Source organism: Microbispora rosea, assembly GCF_900156315.1.
GTDB lineage: Bacteria > Actinomycetota > Actinomycetes > Streptosporangiales > Streptosporangiaceae > Microbispora > Microbispora rosea.
Genome location: NZ_FTNI01000002.1, coordinates 187,843 through 204,496 on the forward strand (window position 1 = coordinate 187,843; position 16,654 = coordinate 204,496).

Here is a 16,654-nt window from a genome sequence, read left to right on the forward strand (position 1 = left end):
GTCCGGATCATGACGAGGTCATGGTCACGAGGTGAGGCCGTCTCTGGGAAGCGACATCGCTGATCAGCAGGCTTGAGCACATGACAGAGGTGCTTCGCCTTGACGCGGTGAGCAAGGTGTATGGAAAGGGACAGGGCGCGGTGGCCGCCCTGCGCGAGGTCTCGGTGACCATCCCCGGTGGGAGCTTCACCGCCGTGATGGGACCGTCGGGCTCGGGCAAGAGCACGTTCTTGCACTGCGCGGCGGGGCTGGACACGCCCTCCTCCGGGTCGGTGCGGCTGGGCGGCACGGAGCTGTCCGGCATGGACGAGACCCGGTTGACGGAGCTGCGCAGGCAGCGGATCGGCTTCGTGTTCCAGGCGTTCAACCTGGTCTCGTCCTTGACCGTGCTGGAGAACATCACGCTGCCGATGCGGCTGGCCGGGGCGCGGGTCGACCGGGCGTGGCTTGAGGAGATCGTCGGGCGGGTGGGACTGGCGGGCCGCACCGGGCGCCGCCCCGCCCAGCTGTCCGGCGGGCAGCAGCAGCGGGTGGCCATCGCCAGGGCGCTGGTGACCCGGCCGCAGGTGGTCTTCGGCGACGAGCCGACCGGCGCGCTCGACACGATGACGGCCCGTGACGTGCTCCGGCTGCTGCGGGAGGTGGTGGACGGCCTCGGCCAGACCGTGGTGATGGTCACCCACGACCCGGTCGCCGCCTCCTACGCCGACACCGTCCTGTTCCTCGCCGACGGCCGGATCGTGGACGCGATGACCGCGCCGAGCTCCGAGGAGGTCGCCGAGCGGATGACGAGGCTGGGGGCGTACGCGGCATGATCACGGGACTCGCACTGAAGACCCTGCGGCACCGCAGGGCGGCGTTCGCGGGGGCGTTCGTGGCGCTGGTGTGCGCCGCCGCGCTGGTCTGCGCGTGCCTGATGCTGCTGGAGACCGGCCTGCGGGGCGGGGTCGCGCCGGAGCGTTACGCGGGGGCGCCCCTGATCGTCGCCGGCGATCAGAACGTCCACGAGACCGTGACCAAGTCCTCCGGGAAGGTCAAGACGAAGGCCAAGCCGCTCTCGGAGCGGGTCTGGATCCCCGAGGCGACCGCCGCGAAGCTGCGCGGCCTGCCGGGCGTTGCGAAGGTGCTGACCGAGGTGACGTTCCCCGTGAACGGACACGCTCTCGGCCACGGGTGGGAGTCGGCCGGGCTCACGCCGTTCACGATCGCGCGGGGACGCCCGCCGCGCGCGGACGGCGAGGTGGTCGTGGACGGCCGCTCGGGCCTGTCCGTGGGCGCGGCTCTCGACGTGCGGGGGCGGTCGTACCGGGTCGTGGGGGTCACCGCGCAGGCTCCGCCGAGCCAGGACACGGTGTTCTTCTCGACGGCCGAGGCCCGCCGGCTGGCCGGGCGTCCCGGGCTGGTGACCGCGATCGGCGTGTTCCCCCGGGTGGGGATGCCGGTGGACGCGTCGTCGGTGCTGTCCACAGGAGAGCGTCTTGCGGCCTACAGCGGGGACGAGCGCGGCACGGTGGAGTTCCTCGACGCGGAACAGGCGCGGGTGCGGCTGATCAGCCTGGGCGGCGCCCTGGGCGGCACGTCGCTGCTGGTGGCGATCCTCGTCGTGACGGGCACCTCCGCCCTGGCGGTCCAGCAGCGACGGCGTGAGATCGCCCTCCTTCGCGCGGTCGCCGCCACACCCGGGCAGGTGCGCAGGTTGCTGGGCGGCGAGTCGCTGCTGGTCGGCCTGGCGGCGGGCGTCATCGGATCGGCGGCCGGCGTCGGTCTCGGGTTCTGGCTGCGCGGCCGGTTCGTCGAGCTGGGCGCCATGCCGGCGAACCTGCGCCTGGTGGTGAGCCCGTTCCCGGCGGCCGCCGCTCTGATGGCTGCCGTGGCGGCGGCCTGGGCCGCGACCCGCCTCTCGGTCCGCCGCACCGCGCGGATCCGCCCCGTCGAGGCGCTCGGCGAGGCCGCCATGGGCGGGGGCCTGCCCCTCGGCCGGTCGATCGCGGGCGTCCTCTGCGTCGCCGCCGGGATCACGCTGACGCTGGTGCTCTCGGGACTCGAGACCGAGGCGGCGTCGAGCCCGGTGACGATGCTGACCGCGCTCGTCTGGACGGTGGCCGTCACCCTGCTCGGTCCGGTGCTCGCCCGCGTCGCGACCGCCTTGCTCGGCGTCGCGCTGCGCGCCTCCCGCGCCGGATATCTGGCGGCGCGCAACCTGCGGTCGGGCCCGGGACGGATGGCCTCCGTGATGGCGCCGCTGACCCTTCTGGTGGCCATGACCTGCACGATCCTGTTCACCCAGACCACCATGGGGCACGCGTCGGCCGCGCAGGTGGCCGCAGGCGCCCACGCCGACTACGTGGTGAGCGGAGCGACGGCGGACGCGGTGCGCCGGGTGCCGGGTGTGAAGGCGGTCACCTCGGTGGTGCGCACCTCCGTGCGCATCGGACTGGACAAGTACGGCGCGCAGGGCGTCGACGGCGGCGGGCGGCCGATCGGGCAGGCCGTGGACCTCGGGGTCGTGTCCGGCTCGCTCGACGGATTCGGCGCCCGATCGGCCGCGCTGAGCGAGTCGGCGGCCTCCAGGCTCGGGCTGTCGACCGGTGACGCGGTCAGGCTCACCCTGGGCGACGGGACCCCTGTCGAGCTGAAGGTCGTGGCGATCTACTCCCGCGGCCTCGGCTTCGGCGACCTGACCCTCCCGTACGCGCTGGTCTCCGGTCATGTCGACGATCCGTCGGGCGCTCTGCTCGTCGAGGCCCCCTCGGTCTCGCCTGCGGCCCTGGCCGCCGCGGCGCCGGTGGTGTCGCCGATGGGAGGGGCCGGGGGAGAGACCCCGAACGCCGAGGTCAACTACGTGGCCATGGGCCTGATCATCGCGTTCAGCGCGATCGCCGTGGTCAACACTCTGGCGATGTCCACCACGGACCGATCGCGGGAGCTCGCCCTGCTCCGCCTGGTCGGCGCGACCCGGCGGCAGGTGCTGCGCATGCTCCGCCTGGAGACCCTGACCGCGCTGATCGTCTCCGTGGTCGCCGGGACCGGCATCGCACTGATCACGCTGTCGGCCTTCAGCAGGGGGATGACCGGATCGGCCCTGCCGTACATCCCCCCGGCCGGTTATGCGCTGGTGATCGCCGCCGTCGCCGCGCTCGCCCTGGCCGCCACGAGCCTCCCCGCGCGCCTCGCGCTGCGCCCCCGCCCGGCCGAGGCCGTCGGCGCCCGCCAGTGAACACGGCACCCGCGCGACCCGGCGACGGCGTACAGGTAGCCCCGCGGATGCGCGAGGCGTCGGGCCGGGCGCGCGCGGTCGCCGTCGACTCGGGCGGGCACGGGTCCCCACCCGGTCGACGGCGACGCCTGTGGCGACGGCACCGTCACCAGGTTCCCGGTCACCGGCGAGCGACCGGCCGGAAAGTCGATCTTCCGGTAGGCGCGCTCACAGGCCGAGGGCGACGGCGAGGTCCTTCTTCAGGTCCTCCAGTTCCTGCGCGGCCCGGGCGCGGGCGGGTGCGACGTCCTCGCCCTCGACCGGCACGACGACCTCCAGGTAGCACTTGAGCTTCGGCTCGGTGCCGCTGGGCCGTACGACGATCCGGGCGTCGCCGGACAGGCGGTAGCGCAGGCCCTCGGTCGGCGGCAGCCCCGCCACCCCCTGGGACAGGTCCTCGGCCGACTCCACCGTCCTGCCCGCGAGCTGCACCGGCGGGTGCGTACGCAGGCGCTCGATGGCCTTGGCGATCAGCGACAGGTCCTCGACCCGGACCGAGAGCTGGGCGGTCGCGTGCAGGCCGTAGCGGCGGGCCTGGTCGTCCAGCAGGTCGAGCAGCGACTTGCCGTCCCGCTTGGCCGTGGCGGCCATCCCGGCCACGGTGAGGGCGGCCCCCACGCCGTCCTTGTCGTGGACCGGCAGCCCGGCGTCCGATCCCACGCTGTAGCCCAGCGCCTCCTCGTAGCCGAAGACCAGCCCCGGGCCCGTCTTCATGATCCACTTGAAGCCGGTCAGCGTCTCGGCGTGCCGCACGCCGTGACCGGCCGCAATCTTGGCGAGCAGCGACGACGACACGATCGAGGTGGCGACCAGCCGGTCGCCGCCCGAGGTGTGCCGCAGCACGTGCTCGGCCAGCAGGCCGCCCACTTCGTCGCCGGTCAGCATGCGGTAGCCGCCGCCCGGCAGCGGGGTGCCCACGGCGCAGCGGTCCGCGTCCGGGTCGTTGGCGATCACCAGGTCGGCGCGGGTCGCGGCGGCGAGTTCGAGCGCGAGGTCCATGGCGCCCGGTTCCTCCGGGTTGGGGAACGCCACGGTGGGGAAATCCGGGTCGGGCATCGCCTGCCGGCTCACCATGACCGGCACCTCGAAGCCCGCCACACGGAACGCCTCGGACACGGTCGCGCCGCCGACGCCGTGCAGCGGCGTGTACGCGACCGCGATCTCGCGGGCGTCGCCGATCGGGAGCGCGGTGAGGGCCCGCAGGTACGGCACGACGATGTCGTCGTGGCCGAGGGTCCGCCAGTCGTCGCCCAGCGGCAGCGCGTCCACACGGCCGACCGCGTCGATGGCGGCGGAGATCTCCCGGTCGAGCGGCGGCACGATCTGCGCGCCGTCGCCCCAGTAGACCTTGTAACCGTTGTCCTGGGGAGGGTTGTGCGAGGCGGTGACCATGACGCCCGCGTCCGCGCCCAGATGACGCACGGCGAACGCCAGGACGGGGGTGGGCCACTTGGCGGCCATCACCGAGGCGCGCAGGCCCGCCCCGGTCAGCACGCGGGCCGTGTCGGCGGCGAACACGTCGGACTTGTGCCGCCCGTCGTAGCCGATCACCACGTGGCGTCCCGGGCCGAGGACGCGGGCCAGGCCGGCGGCCGCCCGCAGCACCGTGACCCGGTTCATCCGGTTCGGCCCGGCTCCCAGCGCGCCGCGCAGGCCCGCCGTGCCGAACTCCAGCTTCGCGCCGAAGCGGTCCTCCAGGGCGGCCGGATCACCGTGCTCAAGAAGCGCGTCGAGCTCCGCCCGCGTCTCCGGGTCGGGGTCCTGGTCACGCCATTCCTGTGCGAGCCGTACGAAGTCGGTCGTTGGGTCGATCACGTATGGGCTCCCTACAGCTTGTCGACGACCTGGGCGAGCAGGACGCCCATGCGGGCGGCCGTGGCCCGGCCGACCTCCAGGACCTCCTCGTGGTTGAGCGGCTCGCCCACCAGGCCCGCGCCCGGGTTGGTGACCAGGGAGATCCCGAGCACCTCGGCCCCGGCCTCCCGGGCGGCGACCGCCTCCAGCACGGTGGACATGCCCACCAGGTCGCCGCCGAGCGTGCGCAGCATGCGGATCTCCGCGGGCGTCTCGTACGTCGGGCCGCGGAAGGCGACGTACACGCCCTCGGACAGCGAGGGGTCGACCGCGCGGGCCAGGTCGCGCAGGCGCTTGGAGTACACCTCGGTGAGGTCGATGAACGTCGCACCCGTGATCGGGTTGCTGCCGGTGAGGTTGATGTGATCGCTGATCAGCACCGGGTCGCCGACCTTCTGGGTCTCCGGCCGCAGCCCGCCCGCCGCGTTGGTCAGCACCACCGTGCGCACCCCGGCCGCGACGGCCGTGCGCACCCCGTGGACCACCGGCTCCACCCCGCGGCCCTCGTACAGGTGCGTGCGTCCAAGGAAGATCAGGGCGTTGAGCCCGGAGGCCGTGCGCACCGCGCGGACCGTTCCCGCGTGACCCGCGACCGCGGGAGGGGAGAACCCCGGCAGTTTCGTCACCGCGAGTTCGGCGACCGTCTCGCCGATCGCGTCCGCGGCCGGGACCCAGCCCGAGCCCATGACGAGGGCGACGTCGAAGGAAGGGATGCCGGTGAGGTTCCTCAGCGTGGTCGCGGCCTCGGCCGCCAGGTCATATGGGGTCACTTTGCTGAGGGTACAGAAGAGCATGAACCCGGCGGATAAGTGCCGGGCCCGTGTCAGTCGCCGAGCTTCTTGCAGGGACGGGTGCGCAGCCAGGCGACGTAGTCGTCGGGCGCGCCCGCCTTCTCGGCGGCCTCGGCCAGGATGCCGATGTACCGCGCCGACGGCAGCCCGCCCTCGTAGGAGTCCAGCACGTACGACCAGGCGAGCACGTCGCCCTCCAGCGTCGCGACCCGGAGCCGGAGCTTCCGGTAGAGGCCGAGGTCGGTGCCCGTCCATCGGTCGAGGGACGCCTCGTCCCACTCCGGCACGTCGTACAGGACGACGAATACCTGCTCGTCGGCGTCCTCGACTATCGTGGCGAGAGCGCCCTCCCAGCTGACGTCCTCGCCGCCGAAGGTGAGCCGCCAGCCCGGGAGCCAGCCCGTTCCTCGCATGGGCGAGTGGGGCGCCCACTCCGCCATCTGCTTGGGGTCCATGTTGCTGCCGTAGGCCGCGTAAACAGGCACGGCACACAAGCCTAAACCAAGATCCCGAAAGTTGGACGGGTACGCGCGTACGGGGGTGTGGCGAGAAAATCCGCGTAGTCGGCCCGTTACGCGCACCTCGCCGGGAATACGTAACCAGAATGCGGGACAATGGAGCACGTGACAAGGATCGTGATCATCGGTGGCGGCCCCGGCGGATACGAGGCGGCCCTGGTCGCCGCGCAACTGGGCGCCCAGGTCACCGTCGTGGAGGAGGAAGGACCCGGCGGGGCGTGCGTGCTCACCGACTGCGTGCCGTCCAAGACCCTGATCGCCTCCTCCGTCAGAAAGCAGGCGCTTCTCGACGCGTCGTCGCTGGGCGTCCGCTTCGACGGCGGTCCTGACCACGACACCGGCGGCGTCAGCGTGGACATGATCGACGTGAACAAACGCGTCAAGGAGCTCGCGCTCGCGCAGTCGAACGACATCGCCGCCCGGCTGGCCGCCGAGGGCGTCGAGGTCATCCGCGCCCGGGGCCGTCTGGTCGATCCCCAGGTGGTGCGCGCGGGGGACCGTACGATCCGGGCCGACGTGGTCATCGTGGCGACCGGCGCCCACCCCCGCGTGCTGCCGGGGGCGGAGCCCGACGGCGAGCGCATCCTCAGCTGGCGCCAGCTGTACGACCTGGAAGAGCTGCCCGAGCACCTGATCGTCGTCGGCTCCGGCGTCACCGGCGCCGAGTTCGCCGGCGCCTACCGGTCGCTCGGGTCGGAGGTCACGCTGGTCTCCTCGCGCGACCGGATGATGCCCAACGAGGACGCCGACGGGGCCGAGGTGCTGGAGGGCGTCTACCGGCGCCGCGGCATGAACGTCATGGGCCGCTCACGCGCCGCCTCGGTCAAGCGCACCGAGCACGGCGTCGTCGTGACCCTGGAGGACGGCCGCACCGCCGAGGGCAGCCACTGCCTCATGACCGTCGGCATGGTGCCCAACACCTCCGGGCTCGGGCTGGAGGACAACGGCGTGAAGCTCGACCGCAACGGCTTCATCGAGGTCGACAAGGTGTCGCGGACCTCCGCGCCCGGTGTGTACGCCGCGGGAGACTGCACCGGCGTCCTGATGCTCGCCTCGGTCGCCGCCATGCAGGGCAGGATCGCGGTCTGGCACGCGCTCGGCGAGGCCGTGCAGCCGATCCGGCTGGCCACCGTCGCCGCCAACATCTTCACCGACCCGGAGATCGCCGCCGTGGGCGTGTCGCAGCGGCAGATCGAGGCGGGCGAGATCGAGGCGAACGTCGTCAAGCTGCCGCTGGCCACCAACGCCCGGGCCAAGATGCAGGGCTTCAACGACGGTTTCGTGAAGCTGTTCTGCCGTCCGAACACCAGCATCGTGCTCGGCGGCGTGGTGGTCGCGCCCCGGGCGTCGGAGCTGATCCTGGCCGTGTCGGTGGCCGTGCAGCACCGCCTGACCGTGGACCAGCTCGCTCACACCTTCGCCGTCTACCCGTCGCTGTCGGGCTCGATCACCGAGGCGGCCCGCCGTCTCATGTCCCCGCTGACCGCCGGCATCTGACCGGCTCCCCTCTCCACGGCCGGGTCAGTCCGCGCACGCCGCGCCTACGGGAACGCGGGTGGCGGCGGTGCGCGGGCTCAGCGCGCGCGCCGGCCAGATCATCGCCCCGACCGTGCACGTCACCAGGGCGAAGGCGAACGGGAAGGCGAACGTGCCGGCCAGCCAGCCGATGACGGACGGCGCCACGAGCCCCGACATCCAGGTGATCGTCGCGACCCCCGCGACGCCCTCGGCCGGCGTACGGGCGACCTGACCCGCCGCCGCGAACACCAGCGGAACGACGACGGCGATACCGGCGCCGAACAACGCGAACCCCGCGATCACCGGCGCGGGCGTGCGGAACGCGACCACGACCACACCGCCGAGGAGGGCGGTGACGGCCCCGGCGCGCACGGTCGCGACCGGCCCGAGCCTGCGCACGACGAAGTCCCCGCCGAGCCGCACCGTGACCATGCACGCGGTGAACACGGCGTAGCCGGCCGCGGCGACGCCCGCTCCCGCCCCCGCGACGTTCGTGAGGTAGATCGCCGCCCACTGGCCGCTGGCCCGCTCCGCGAAGGTGGCGAAGAAGCCGATCAGGCCGATCAGCAGGACGGCCCTCGGCGGCAGCGTGAAGCGCGATGGCGGCTTCTCGTCCGGTGCGGGCCCGTCGTCGAGGAGCGCGCGGCTTCCCGCGACACCCACGGCGATCAGCGCCGCCGCCATGAGGGCGAGGTGCGCACGCGCGTCCAGGCCCGCCTGCGCCGCCGCGGCCCCGATGCCCGCGCCGCACAGGTTGCCGACACTCCACATGCCGTGCAGGCCGGACATGACCGAGCGGCCCAGGCGCCGTTCGACGAGCACGCCCTGGGCGTTCATGGCCAGGTCGCACATCCCGGCGGCGGCGCCGGACGTGAGGAACACGGGGATCAGCCACAGGGGGCCCGGCGCCAGCACGGGGAGGGCCAGGGAGGCGCACCACAGGGCGAGGAGGGTCCGGGTCGTGGCCCTGGGCCCGAACCGGTAGGCCAGCCGGGCGGTCACCGGCATCGTGAGGAACGAGCCGATCGGCGGGCAGAGCAGGACGAGCCCGAGGGCGGCCGTGCCCAGGCCGAAGTGGTCCTGGAGCCACGGCATGCGGGTGAAGAGGGTGCCCGCCACCGCTCCGTGAACGGCGAAGACGAGGGCGATGGCCCGTTGATGTCTGTCTCGCATACGGCTAAATTAACAGGCAGGGTTCCTGATAAAAAGAGGTTTTTTCGTGAAGACCGCGACACCCCAGCTCGCGCGGGCCATCAACGACCGGCTCGCGCTCGACCTGCTCCTGGAACGGGGCCCGCTGACCGCGCCCCAGCTGCGCGCGCTCACCGGCCTGTCCCGCCCGACCGTGTCGGACCTGATCGAACGCCTGCAGGTGAACGGGCTGATCCGGGTCACAGGGGAGAGCGGCGGCGACCGGCGCGGCCCCAACGCCCGCCTCTACGGCATCGTCGCCGGCCGGGCCTTCGTGGGCGGAGTGGACGTGCGGCGCGACGTGGTCAACGTGACGGTCGCCGACATCACCGGCGCCACCGTGGGCGCGGCGACGCGGCCGATCGGGGAGAACCTGCCCGCGCTGGTCGCGGAGGCGCTCGCCGAGGCGGCCGGTTCACGTCCCCTGCACGCCGTCGTCATCGGCGCCCCCGGGATGGTCGACCCGCAGACCGGAGACCTCGCGGCGGGGAACGTCGAGCCCGCGTGGCGGCCCGGGCTCCTCCCGGCCCTGCGTACCCTGGTCGACGCGCCGGTCAGCATGGAGAACGAGGTCAACCTGGCCGCCGTCGCCGAGCACGCCACCGGGGCGGCCGCCGGGCGGGACGACTTCGTCCTGCTCTGGCTGGACGACGGCGTCGGCGCGGCCGTCGTGCTGGACGGCAGGCTCCGCCGGGGCGCTTCCGGCGGAGCCGGTGAGATCGGCTTCCTCGGCCGGCTCGACATCAGGGTGTGCGACCTGCTGGGCACGCAGGCCGTACGCGGGCTGGACCTCCCCGCCCTGGCGGAGAGGGTCGTGACGGCCGCCTTCACGCTCGTGGCCGTGCTCGATCCCGGTCTCGTCGTCCTCGGCGGCGCCACCAGCCTGGCGGGAGGCGAGCCGCTGGCGGCCCTGGTCGCCGAGCGCCTGGCGGAGGTCTCACCCGTGCCCGTGCACGTACGCGTGAGCGGCATCCCGGACAATCCCGTCCTGCGGGGTGCGGTCTCCACCGCCCTCTCGATCGCCCGCGACGCCGTCTTCGGGCAGGGCCGGCCGTGAACCCGCCGAGGTCAGCGGTGACCGTCCGTGGCGGACAGCCGTGACCTGACCACATGCAGGGCATGCCGTCCCCGCCCGATCGCCGTGGCCGCCGCCTGCAGGTCGTAGGGCGTCTGGGCGACGTTCAGCGCCTGCTTGGCCGCCTCGTACGCGTCGAGCGCCGCGCGCCACTCGTGCGTCGGCCCGCTGACCTGGTTGATCTTCATCTCGAAGTCGAGGGCGTCGATCTCCTCGCCGAAGCGGGTCACGTCCTCCTCGGCGGCGTGCCTGGCCACCGCCATCTCGGCCACGAAACGCTCCCTGCGCCGGTGGGCGACGCCCCACAGGATCAGCGTCAGGCTCAGGCCGAGCCCGGACACGATGACGAGGACGAGCGCGGGCGACGGGCCCTTCGAGCGGACGGCGTTCCCGGGCACGTCCCGCCCCCAGGTGGGCGTCGCGTCCTCGGCCGGTTCGTCCCCGGCGGCGCCGGGCGCGACGGCGTCGTCGGGCAGGTTCTCCGGCGTGCCCCGCGCCCCGGTCAGGTCCACGTCGTCGGCCTGCGTGAAGGACGCCTTGTCGACGTCCGCCCCGTGGAAGTCCGCGCCGTCGAGTTCGGCCTGGGTGAACTCCGCCTCGGACAGGTCGGCGTCCCTCAGCACGGCGTGCTCCAGGTGGGCCTGGCCGAGCTTGGCCTCGCCGAGCTTGGCCCGGGTGAAGTCCGCCGTGCGGCCCTTGATCTGCCCGAGCGTGGCGTCCTTAAGGTCGGCGTCCACGAGTTTCGCGTCGGTGAGGTTGGCCTGGGTGAGCACGGCCCGGGTGAGGACCGCGCCGGTCAGGTCGGAGTGCGGGAACTCGGCCTGCACGGCGTCGGCGTCGGTGAGGACCGCCCCGCGCAGGTTCGCCTGCTTGGCCTGCATCTGGCCGAGGTCGGCCTCGCTGAGGTCGGCCCCGCGCAGGTCGGCGTAGTCGAGACGTGCCTGGCCGAGGTCGGCCTCCTTCAGCGAGGCCTTGCGCAGGACGGCCCCGGTGAGGTCCTTGCCCGTGAGATCCACCCCGTCGAGCTTCGCGCCGCTCAGGTCGGCGCACCGCATGACGGGGGGCAGGGCGGCGCCGGTGAGGTCCTTGCCGCGCAGCTTCACGCCGCTGCCCGGCTTGCAGGGAGCGGAGGCCGCGTGCACGGCGGTCGCGGGGAGTGCCAGGAACGCGAGGGTGAGGAACGCGAGCGACAGAGACGCGAGCGACAGGAACAGGGCAGCGACGGACAGGGGGGCGAAGCGACGCACGGGGGGCCTCCTGAGGGGAACGCCCCGAGTCTCCCATGCGATCTTTAATCGCACTTGCAATCCGCTGACCGGCCCTCATCCCGGCGTTTCCAGGGTGGTGGACGATGGTGGACGACCCGGCCGGGCCGGGTGCGGACACGACGAAGGGGCGGACCTTCGGGTCCGCCCCTCGTCTGCGCTGTGCCGAGAGCCGCGCTGTGCCGAGAGCCGCGCTGTGCCGAGAGCCGCGCTGTGCCGAGAGCAGCGCCGTGCCGAAGCTGTGCCGAGAGCTCTGCTCTGCCGAAAGCGCTTACGCGCTTCTGCGCCGGCCGAGAGCGCTCAGGCGCTTCTGCGCCGAATGCGCTCGGGCGTCACCAGTCGCCGCCGCCGAAGTCCCCTCCGCCGAAGTCGCCGCCGCCCCAGTCGCCGCCTCCGCCGCCACCCCAGTCGCCGCCTCCGCCGCCGAAGTCGCCTCCGCCGCCCCAGTCGCCTCCGCCGCCGGACTCCACGCCCGCGGCGTAACCGGAGTCGTATCCGGCGCCGTATCCGCCGTGACCCCAGCCGCCGAACGCGCCGCCGAGCATGGTGCCGACGAGCATGCCGGTCAGCAGGTCGCCGCCGCCGAAGCCGCCGTAGTAGCCGTACGCGTAGGGCTGGTAGGCCGGACCGGCGTCCCAGTAGGGCCTGCGCTGGCCGTTCACCATGACCTCGCGCATCTGCGGGTCGAAGCCGCGCTCCACCGCCTCGGCGTCCGCCGCGCAGGCGGGGACGTCGCGCACCGCGCCGCCGGGGGGCGCCCACCGGACGTTGCGCACCGACGGGCCGTGCTGCGGGTTGAAGAAGCACGGGGGCAGCCGCTCGGGCAGCGGCTGGTTGTTCACGCGCGCCTTGACACAGGCCAGCGCGTAGCGGCCGTCCTCCAGCGTGGAGGTCACCGTGCGCAGGTCCTCCGGACGCTTGATCGCGGCGAGTTCGGTCTTGGCCCGCTCGTAGGAGTCGAGGGCCCGCTGCCAGTCGCTCGTCGACTCGCTCTGCGGGAGCATCCTGACGTCCATGTCGAGGGCGGTGATCTCCTCACCGAACTTCGTGACGTCCTCCTCGACCGTCTGCCTGACGGCCGCGAGCTCGGCGGCCTCGCGCTCCTCGCGCTTGCGCTTGTTGCGGCGTCCGATGATCCACAAACCGGCACCTCCCACGACCGCGATGCCCAGAATGCCGATGAGCACACCCGAACCACCGCCGCCGGTCTTGCTGCCCGGGGTCAGGGGCTCCTTGCGGTTGCCGCCCGCGAACTGGTCGATCCGGTGGACGAAGTCCTCCATCACGGCGACCGGGTCGCCCTTGTTGTTGGCGGCGGCCAGGTTCGCGATCTGGCCGGCGGCGCCCTGGGAGTTCCTGCCGAGCGCGCTGGACCCGGCGAACAGGTTCGTGCCGTCGATCACGGCCACGGTCGCCGCGGTCCTGCCCGCCTGGGCGAGCGAGTTGCCGAGCTGCGTGATGTACGCGCCGGCCTGCTGCGACGAGGTGATCGTCCCGTCCGGCAGCGCGACCGCGTAGATCTTCGTGTTCGCGTTCTCGAGCGCGTCGCGCATGCCCGATTGCTGGTCGGACGTCAGCGGGGCGCCGCTCTGCACGAACAGCGGATTGCCGCTCTTCCAGGACGACAGGACCGTGGCCGGGTCCGGGGGAGCAGCCGCCATGGCGGACGGCGCGAGCGCGAGCACAGTGATGAGTCCGGCGAGCAGCGCCGCCAGGGCGGCCCCCACCCGGCCGAGCGGTGTCTTCATGGTCACGGCTTCAAGCCTCCTTCGCCCTACTGGACGAACGGCAGGGCGCGATGGTTCCTCCACGAACACCTATCGTTCCGCACCTGGGTGCCGGCATGCGTCTTCCTGCCGATGAATGACGGTGGCGTCGGTCGCCGAACCGCCCGCGCGCGATCTCGCCTGTCCGGCGAGAGCCCGCCACCGGAGACCGCCGGCCTCCACGGCCGGCGGTGAGGCTCAGGCGTCCTTGATCTCGCACAGGACGGCCCCGGCGGTGACCGTCTGGCCGACGGCGGCCGCGAGGCCGGTGATCGTGCCGCCCTTGTGGGCGGTCAGCGGCTGCTCCATCTTCATCGCCTCGAGGACGACGACCGTGTCGCCGGGCTCGACGGTGTCGCCGTCGGCGACGACGACCTTCACGATCGTGCCCTGCATCGGGCTGACGAGGGAGTCGCCGCTCGCCGCGGTCTTCTTGGCGCCGCCGCCGGACCGCCGGGGCGTCGCCTTCCTGGCGGGGCCGGAGCCGGTCGCGCCCGGAGCCGGCGAGCCCAGCCCGGCGGGCAGGACGACCTCCAGGCGCTTGCCGCCGACCTCGACCGTGATCCGCTCACGCTCGGCCGGCTCCGTGGAGCCCACCTCACCGTCGTACGGCGTGATCGTGTTGTCGAACTCGGTCTCGATCCACCGGGTGTGCACGGAGAACGGCTCACCGGTGAAGGCGGGGTCGTTCACCACGGCCCGGTGGAACGGCAGCACGGTCGGCATGCCGTCGATCTCATACTCGGCCAGGGCGCGGCGCGACCGCTCCAGCGCCTGCTGCCGGGTCGCTCCGGTGACGATCAGCTTGGCCACGAGCGAGTCGAACGCCTGCGGCACGCTCATGCCGGTCTCGTAACCGCCGTCCAGCCGCACACCGGGGCCGGACGGGACGCGCATCGAGGTGATCGTCCCCGGCGCGGGCAGGAAGCCCCGGCCCGCGTCCTCGGCGTTGATCCGGAACTCGATGGAGTGGCCGCGCAGCACCGGGTCGTCGTAGCCCAGGGCCTCGCCGTCGGCGATGCGGAACATCTCGCGCACCAGGTCGATGCCCGCGACCTCCTCGCTGACCGGGTGCTCGACCTGCAGCCGGGTGTTGACCTCCAGGAAGGAGATCGTGCCGTCCTGGCCGACGAGGAACTCGCACGTGCCCGCGCCGACGTAGCCCGCCTCGCGCAGGATCGCCTTGGACGAGGAGTAGAGGAGTTCGAGCTGCTCGCCGGTCAGGAACGGGGCCGGGGCCTCCTCCACCAGCTTCTGGTGGCGGCGCTGCAGGGAGCAGTCGCGGGTGGAGACCACGACGACGTTGCCGTGGGTGTCGGCCAGGCACTGGGTCTCGACGTGCCGCGGCCGGTCGAGGTAGCGCTCCACGAAGCACTCCCCGCGCCCGAAGGCGGTGACGGCCTCGCGCACCGCGGACTCGTACAGGTCGGGGATCTCCTCCATGGTGCGGGCCACCTTGAGCCCGCGCCCGCCGCCGCCGAACGCCGCCTTGATCGCGATCGGCAGGCCGTGCCCGGCGGCGAAGGCGACGACCTCGTCCACCCCGGAGACCGGGTCGGGGGTTCCGGCGACGAGCGGAGCGCCCACACGCTGCGCGATGTGCCGGGCCTGGACCTTGTCGCCCAGTGCGGTGATCGCCGAGGGCGGCGGGCCGATCCAGATCAGGCCGGCGTCGAGCACGGCCTGGGCGAAGCCGGCGTTCTCGGCGAGGAAGCCGTATCCGGGGTGGACGGCGTCCGCGCCCGTCTTCCGCGCCACCGAGAGGATCTTGTCGATGTTGAGGTAGGTCTCGGCCGGGCTCTGCCCGCCGAGCGCGTGCGCCTCGTCGGCCACCCGCACGTGCAGCGCGTCCAGATCCTGGTCCGCGTAGACCGCGACGCTGGACATCCCGGCGTCCGCGCAGGCCCGGGCGATCCGTACGGCGATCTCACCGCGATTGGCGATCAAGACCTTGTGCACCGCGTGCATCCTTCCCTCGGGCCCCTGGGTTACGAGCTGTGGTGGATTTTATGCACCTGCCGGCGCTGGACGGCGTCCGCCCCCTTACTGAGTGGGACCGCCGTCGTGCCTCGTCGGCGACGTTCCCCCGTCCTCATCGCCGGTATGTCTGGTTTGAACCTTCATGTTGTGAAGCGGTATTGCCGGTGGAGTTCGTTAGGCTGATCGCTTATGCGGGGATCCGGCCTTCTGGCGACCGTGCTGGCTCTGCTTCTCGTGGCACCGCCCGCGCCGCCCGCCCAGGCGCGGGCGGCGCCGGTGCGGTGCACGCCGCGCAAGGGCAGCATGCAGGTGGCCGAGCCGTGGGCGCAGCGCAGGCTCGACCCAAAGCGGGTGTGGCCGCTCACCAGTGGCGAGGGCGTCACGGTCGCGATCATCGACAGCGGGGTGGACCTGACGCATCCGCAGATCCGGGTGGCCAAGGAGGTGGACTACACCGGCACGGGACACCGCGACTGCGTCGGGCACGGCACGGCGGTCGCCGGCGTCATCGCCGCCCAGTATCTGAAGGGCGTCCCCTTCCACGGAGTCGCGCCCGGTGTGCGGCTGATCTCGCTCAAGCAGACGAACGAGGAGCACGGCGACCCGGACATACTCGCCAGGGCCATCGTGGACGCGGCCGACTTCGGCGCCGACGTGATCAACGTGTCGATCGACGCCCGCGACGACCCGAAGCTCAGGCAGGCCGTGGCGTACGCGCTCGGCCAGGACGTGGTGATCGTGGCGGCGGCGGGCAACACGACCGCGGAGGACGGCACGCCGGAGGCCTCCTACCCCGCCGCGTATCCGGGGGTGCTCGCCGTGGGGTCGGCCACCCCGGACGGCAGGCGTGCCGACTTCTCCAACACCGTCACTCCCGTATCCGTCCTGGGGCCGGGCCAGGACATCACCTCCACCTGGCCAGGGCGGTCGTACATGAGCGGGCTCGAAGGCACCAGCTTCGCCGCGCCGTACGTCGCGGGGGTGGCGGCGCTGGTGCGTGCCCGCCATCCGGAGCTGGACCAGGAGCGGGTGCGCTGGCGCATCACCGCCACGGCGGACGGCGGCGCGGGGACGGGCACGGGCGCGGGGATGGTGAATCCGCTGCTCGCCGTCACCGCGATCCTGCCGCTGGAGGCCGCCGACGCCCCCGTCATCGCGCCGCCGGCGCCTGCCCCGCTGTCGGAGAACGCGGTGAGCAGGGCGGCCCCGGTGGACCGGGAGGCGATCGACCTGGCGCTGACGATCGCGGCGGCGGCGCTGTGCGCGGTGGGGTTGATCGTGGCCGTGCGGGTGTTCGTGCCGATGGGCAGGCGGAGAAGGTGGCGTCCCGGCCGTGAAGGTTGACTCGTCCGCTTTGGGTAATTGACGATTAAATGTTTTGGCCTGCCGGAAACTACTGCTTTGCTCCGTGTCCTCTTGGTTGAATGATCCTTATCAGGT

The 16,654-nt window shown here is 72.8% G+C and carries 12 protein-coding genes; 5 read left to right on the forward strand and 7 right to left on the reverse strand.

All coding sequences use genetic code 11. The features are described from left to right. The first annotated feature begins 80 nt into the window (after positions 1-80). On the forward strand, positions 81-815 hold the full coding sequence (locus BXA11_RS03570; protein ID WP_076432690.1) for an ABC transporter ATP-binding protein: 735 nt from the start codon (positions 81-83) through the stop codon (positions 813-815). Continuing rightward, positions 812-3,217: an ABC transporter permease gene (locus BXA11_RS03575; protein WP_076432692.1), complete on the forward strand. Its 2,406-nt coding sequence runs from the start codon at positions 812-814 to the stop codon at positions 3,215-3,217. The genes BXA11_RS03570 and BXA11_RS03575 overlap by 4 nt, the downstream gene beginning before the upstream one ends. Positions 3,218-3,424: 207 nt before the next feature. Here the strand turns inward: BXA11_RS03575 and BXA11_RS03580 are convergent, their stop codons facing one another. The 3 genes from BXA11_RS03580 to BXA11_RS03590 are packed head-to-tail and all read right to left on the reverse strand — an operon-like array spanning position 3,425 to position 6,386. Continuing rightward, entirely contained in the window at positions 3,425-5,071 is a 1,647-nt protein-coding gene (locus BXA11_RS03580) for a phospho-sugar mutase (protein ID WP_239104744.1), read from the reverse strand. An 11-nt stretch (positions 5,072-5,082) separates the two neighbouring features. Further along, positions 5,083-5,880 carry a purine-nucleoside phosphorylase gene (locus tag BXA11_RS03585; RefSeq protein ID WP_373320529.1) on the reverse strand — a complete coding sequence of 266 codons (798 nt, stop codon included), beginning with the start codon at positions 5,878-5,880 and terminating at the stop codon, positions 5,083-5,085. Positions 5,881-5,933: 53 nt separating this feature from the next. Beyond that, positions 5,934-6,386, reverse strand: coding sequence for a gamma-glutamylcyclotransferase family protein (locus BXA11_RS03590; RefSeq protein WP_030508487.1), 453 nt, complete (start codon positions 6,384-6,386; stop codon positions 5,934-5,936). A 138-nt stretch (positions 6,387-6,524) separates the two neighbouring features. Between BXA11_RS03590 and BXA11_RS03595 the strand changes: the two genes are divergently transcribed. Beyond that, positions 6,525-7,916, forward strand: a complete 1,392-nt coding sequence (locus tag BXA11_RS03595) for an NAD(P)H-quinone dehydrogenase (protein WP_076433126.1) — start codon at positions 6,525-6,527, stop codon at positions 7,914-7,916. A gap of 24 nt (positions 7,917-7,940) precedes the next feature. On the opposite strand, the gene BXA11_RS03600 is transcribed toward BXA11_RS03595, so the two are convergent. Further along, positions 7,941-9,110 (reverse strand): MFS transporter, encoded by a 1,170-nt coding sequence (locus BXA11_RS03600; RefSeq protein ID WP_076432694.1) that lies wholly within the window; start codon positions 9,108-9,110, stop codon positions 7,941-7,943. A gap of 46 nt (positions 9,111-9,156) precedes the next feature. Here BXA11_RS03600 and BXA11_RS03605 point away from each other — a divergent pair, with 46 nt between their 5' ends. Further along, positions 9,157-10,185 carry an ROK family transcriptional regulator gene (locus BXA11_RS03605; RefSeq protein WP_076432696.1) on the forward strand — a complete coding sequence of 343 codons (1,029 nt, stop codon included), beginning with the start codon at positions 9,157-9,159 and terminating at the stop codon, positions 10,183-10,185. A gap of 11 nt (positions 10,186-10,196) precedes the next feature. Here BXA11_RS03605 and BXA11_RS03610 read toward each other — a convergent pair whose 3' ends face one another. The 3 genes from BXA11_RS03610 to BXA11_RS03620 all read right to left on the reverse strand — a co-directional run bounded on the left by BXA11_RS03610 (position 10,197) and on the right by BXA11_RS03620 (position 15,193). Beyond that, a complete protein-coding gene (locus BXA11_RS03610; protein ID WP_076432698.1) occupies positions 10,197-11,450 on the reverse strand; it encodes a pentapeptide repeat-containing protein in 1,254 nt (417 codons plus the stop codon). 350 nt (positions 11,451-11,800) lie between these two features. Further along, positions 11,801-13,216, reverse strand: a complete 1,416-nt coding sequence (locus BXA11_RS43620) for a hypothetical protein (protein ID WP_076432700.1) — start codon at positions 13,214-13,216, stop codon at positions 11,801-11,803. 216 nt (positions 13,217-13,432) lie between these two features. After that, the gene (locus BXA11_RS03620; protein ID WP_076433128.1) at positions 13,433-15,193 is read right to left on the reverse strand and encodes an acetyl/propionyl/methylcrotonyl-CoA carboxylase subunit alpha; all 1,761 of its coding nucleotides are present in this window, start codon (positions 15,191-15,193) and stop codon (positions 13,433-13,435) included. A gap of 210 nt (positions 15,194-15,403) precedes the next feature. Here BXA11_RS03620 and mycP point away from each other — a divergent pair, with 210 nt between their 5' ends. Further along, entirely contained in the window at positions 15,404-16,558 is a 1,155-nt protein-coding gene (gene mycP, locus BXA11_RS03625; RefSeq protein WP_076432703.1) for a type VII secretion-associated serine protease mycosin, read from the forward strand. Positions 16,559-16,654 lie beyond the last annotated feature (96 nt).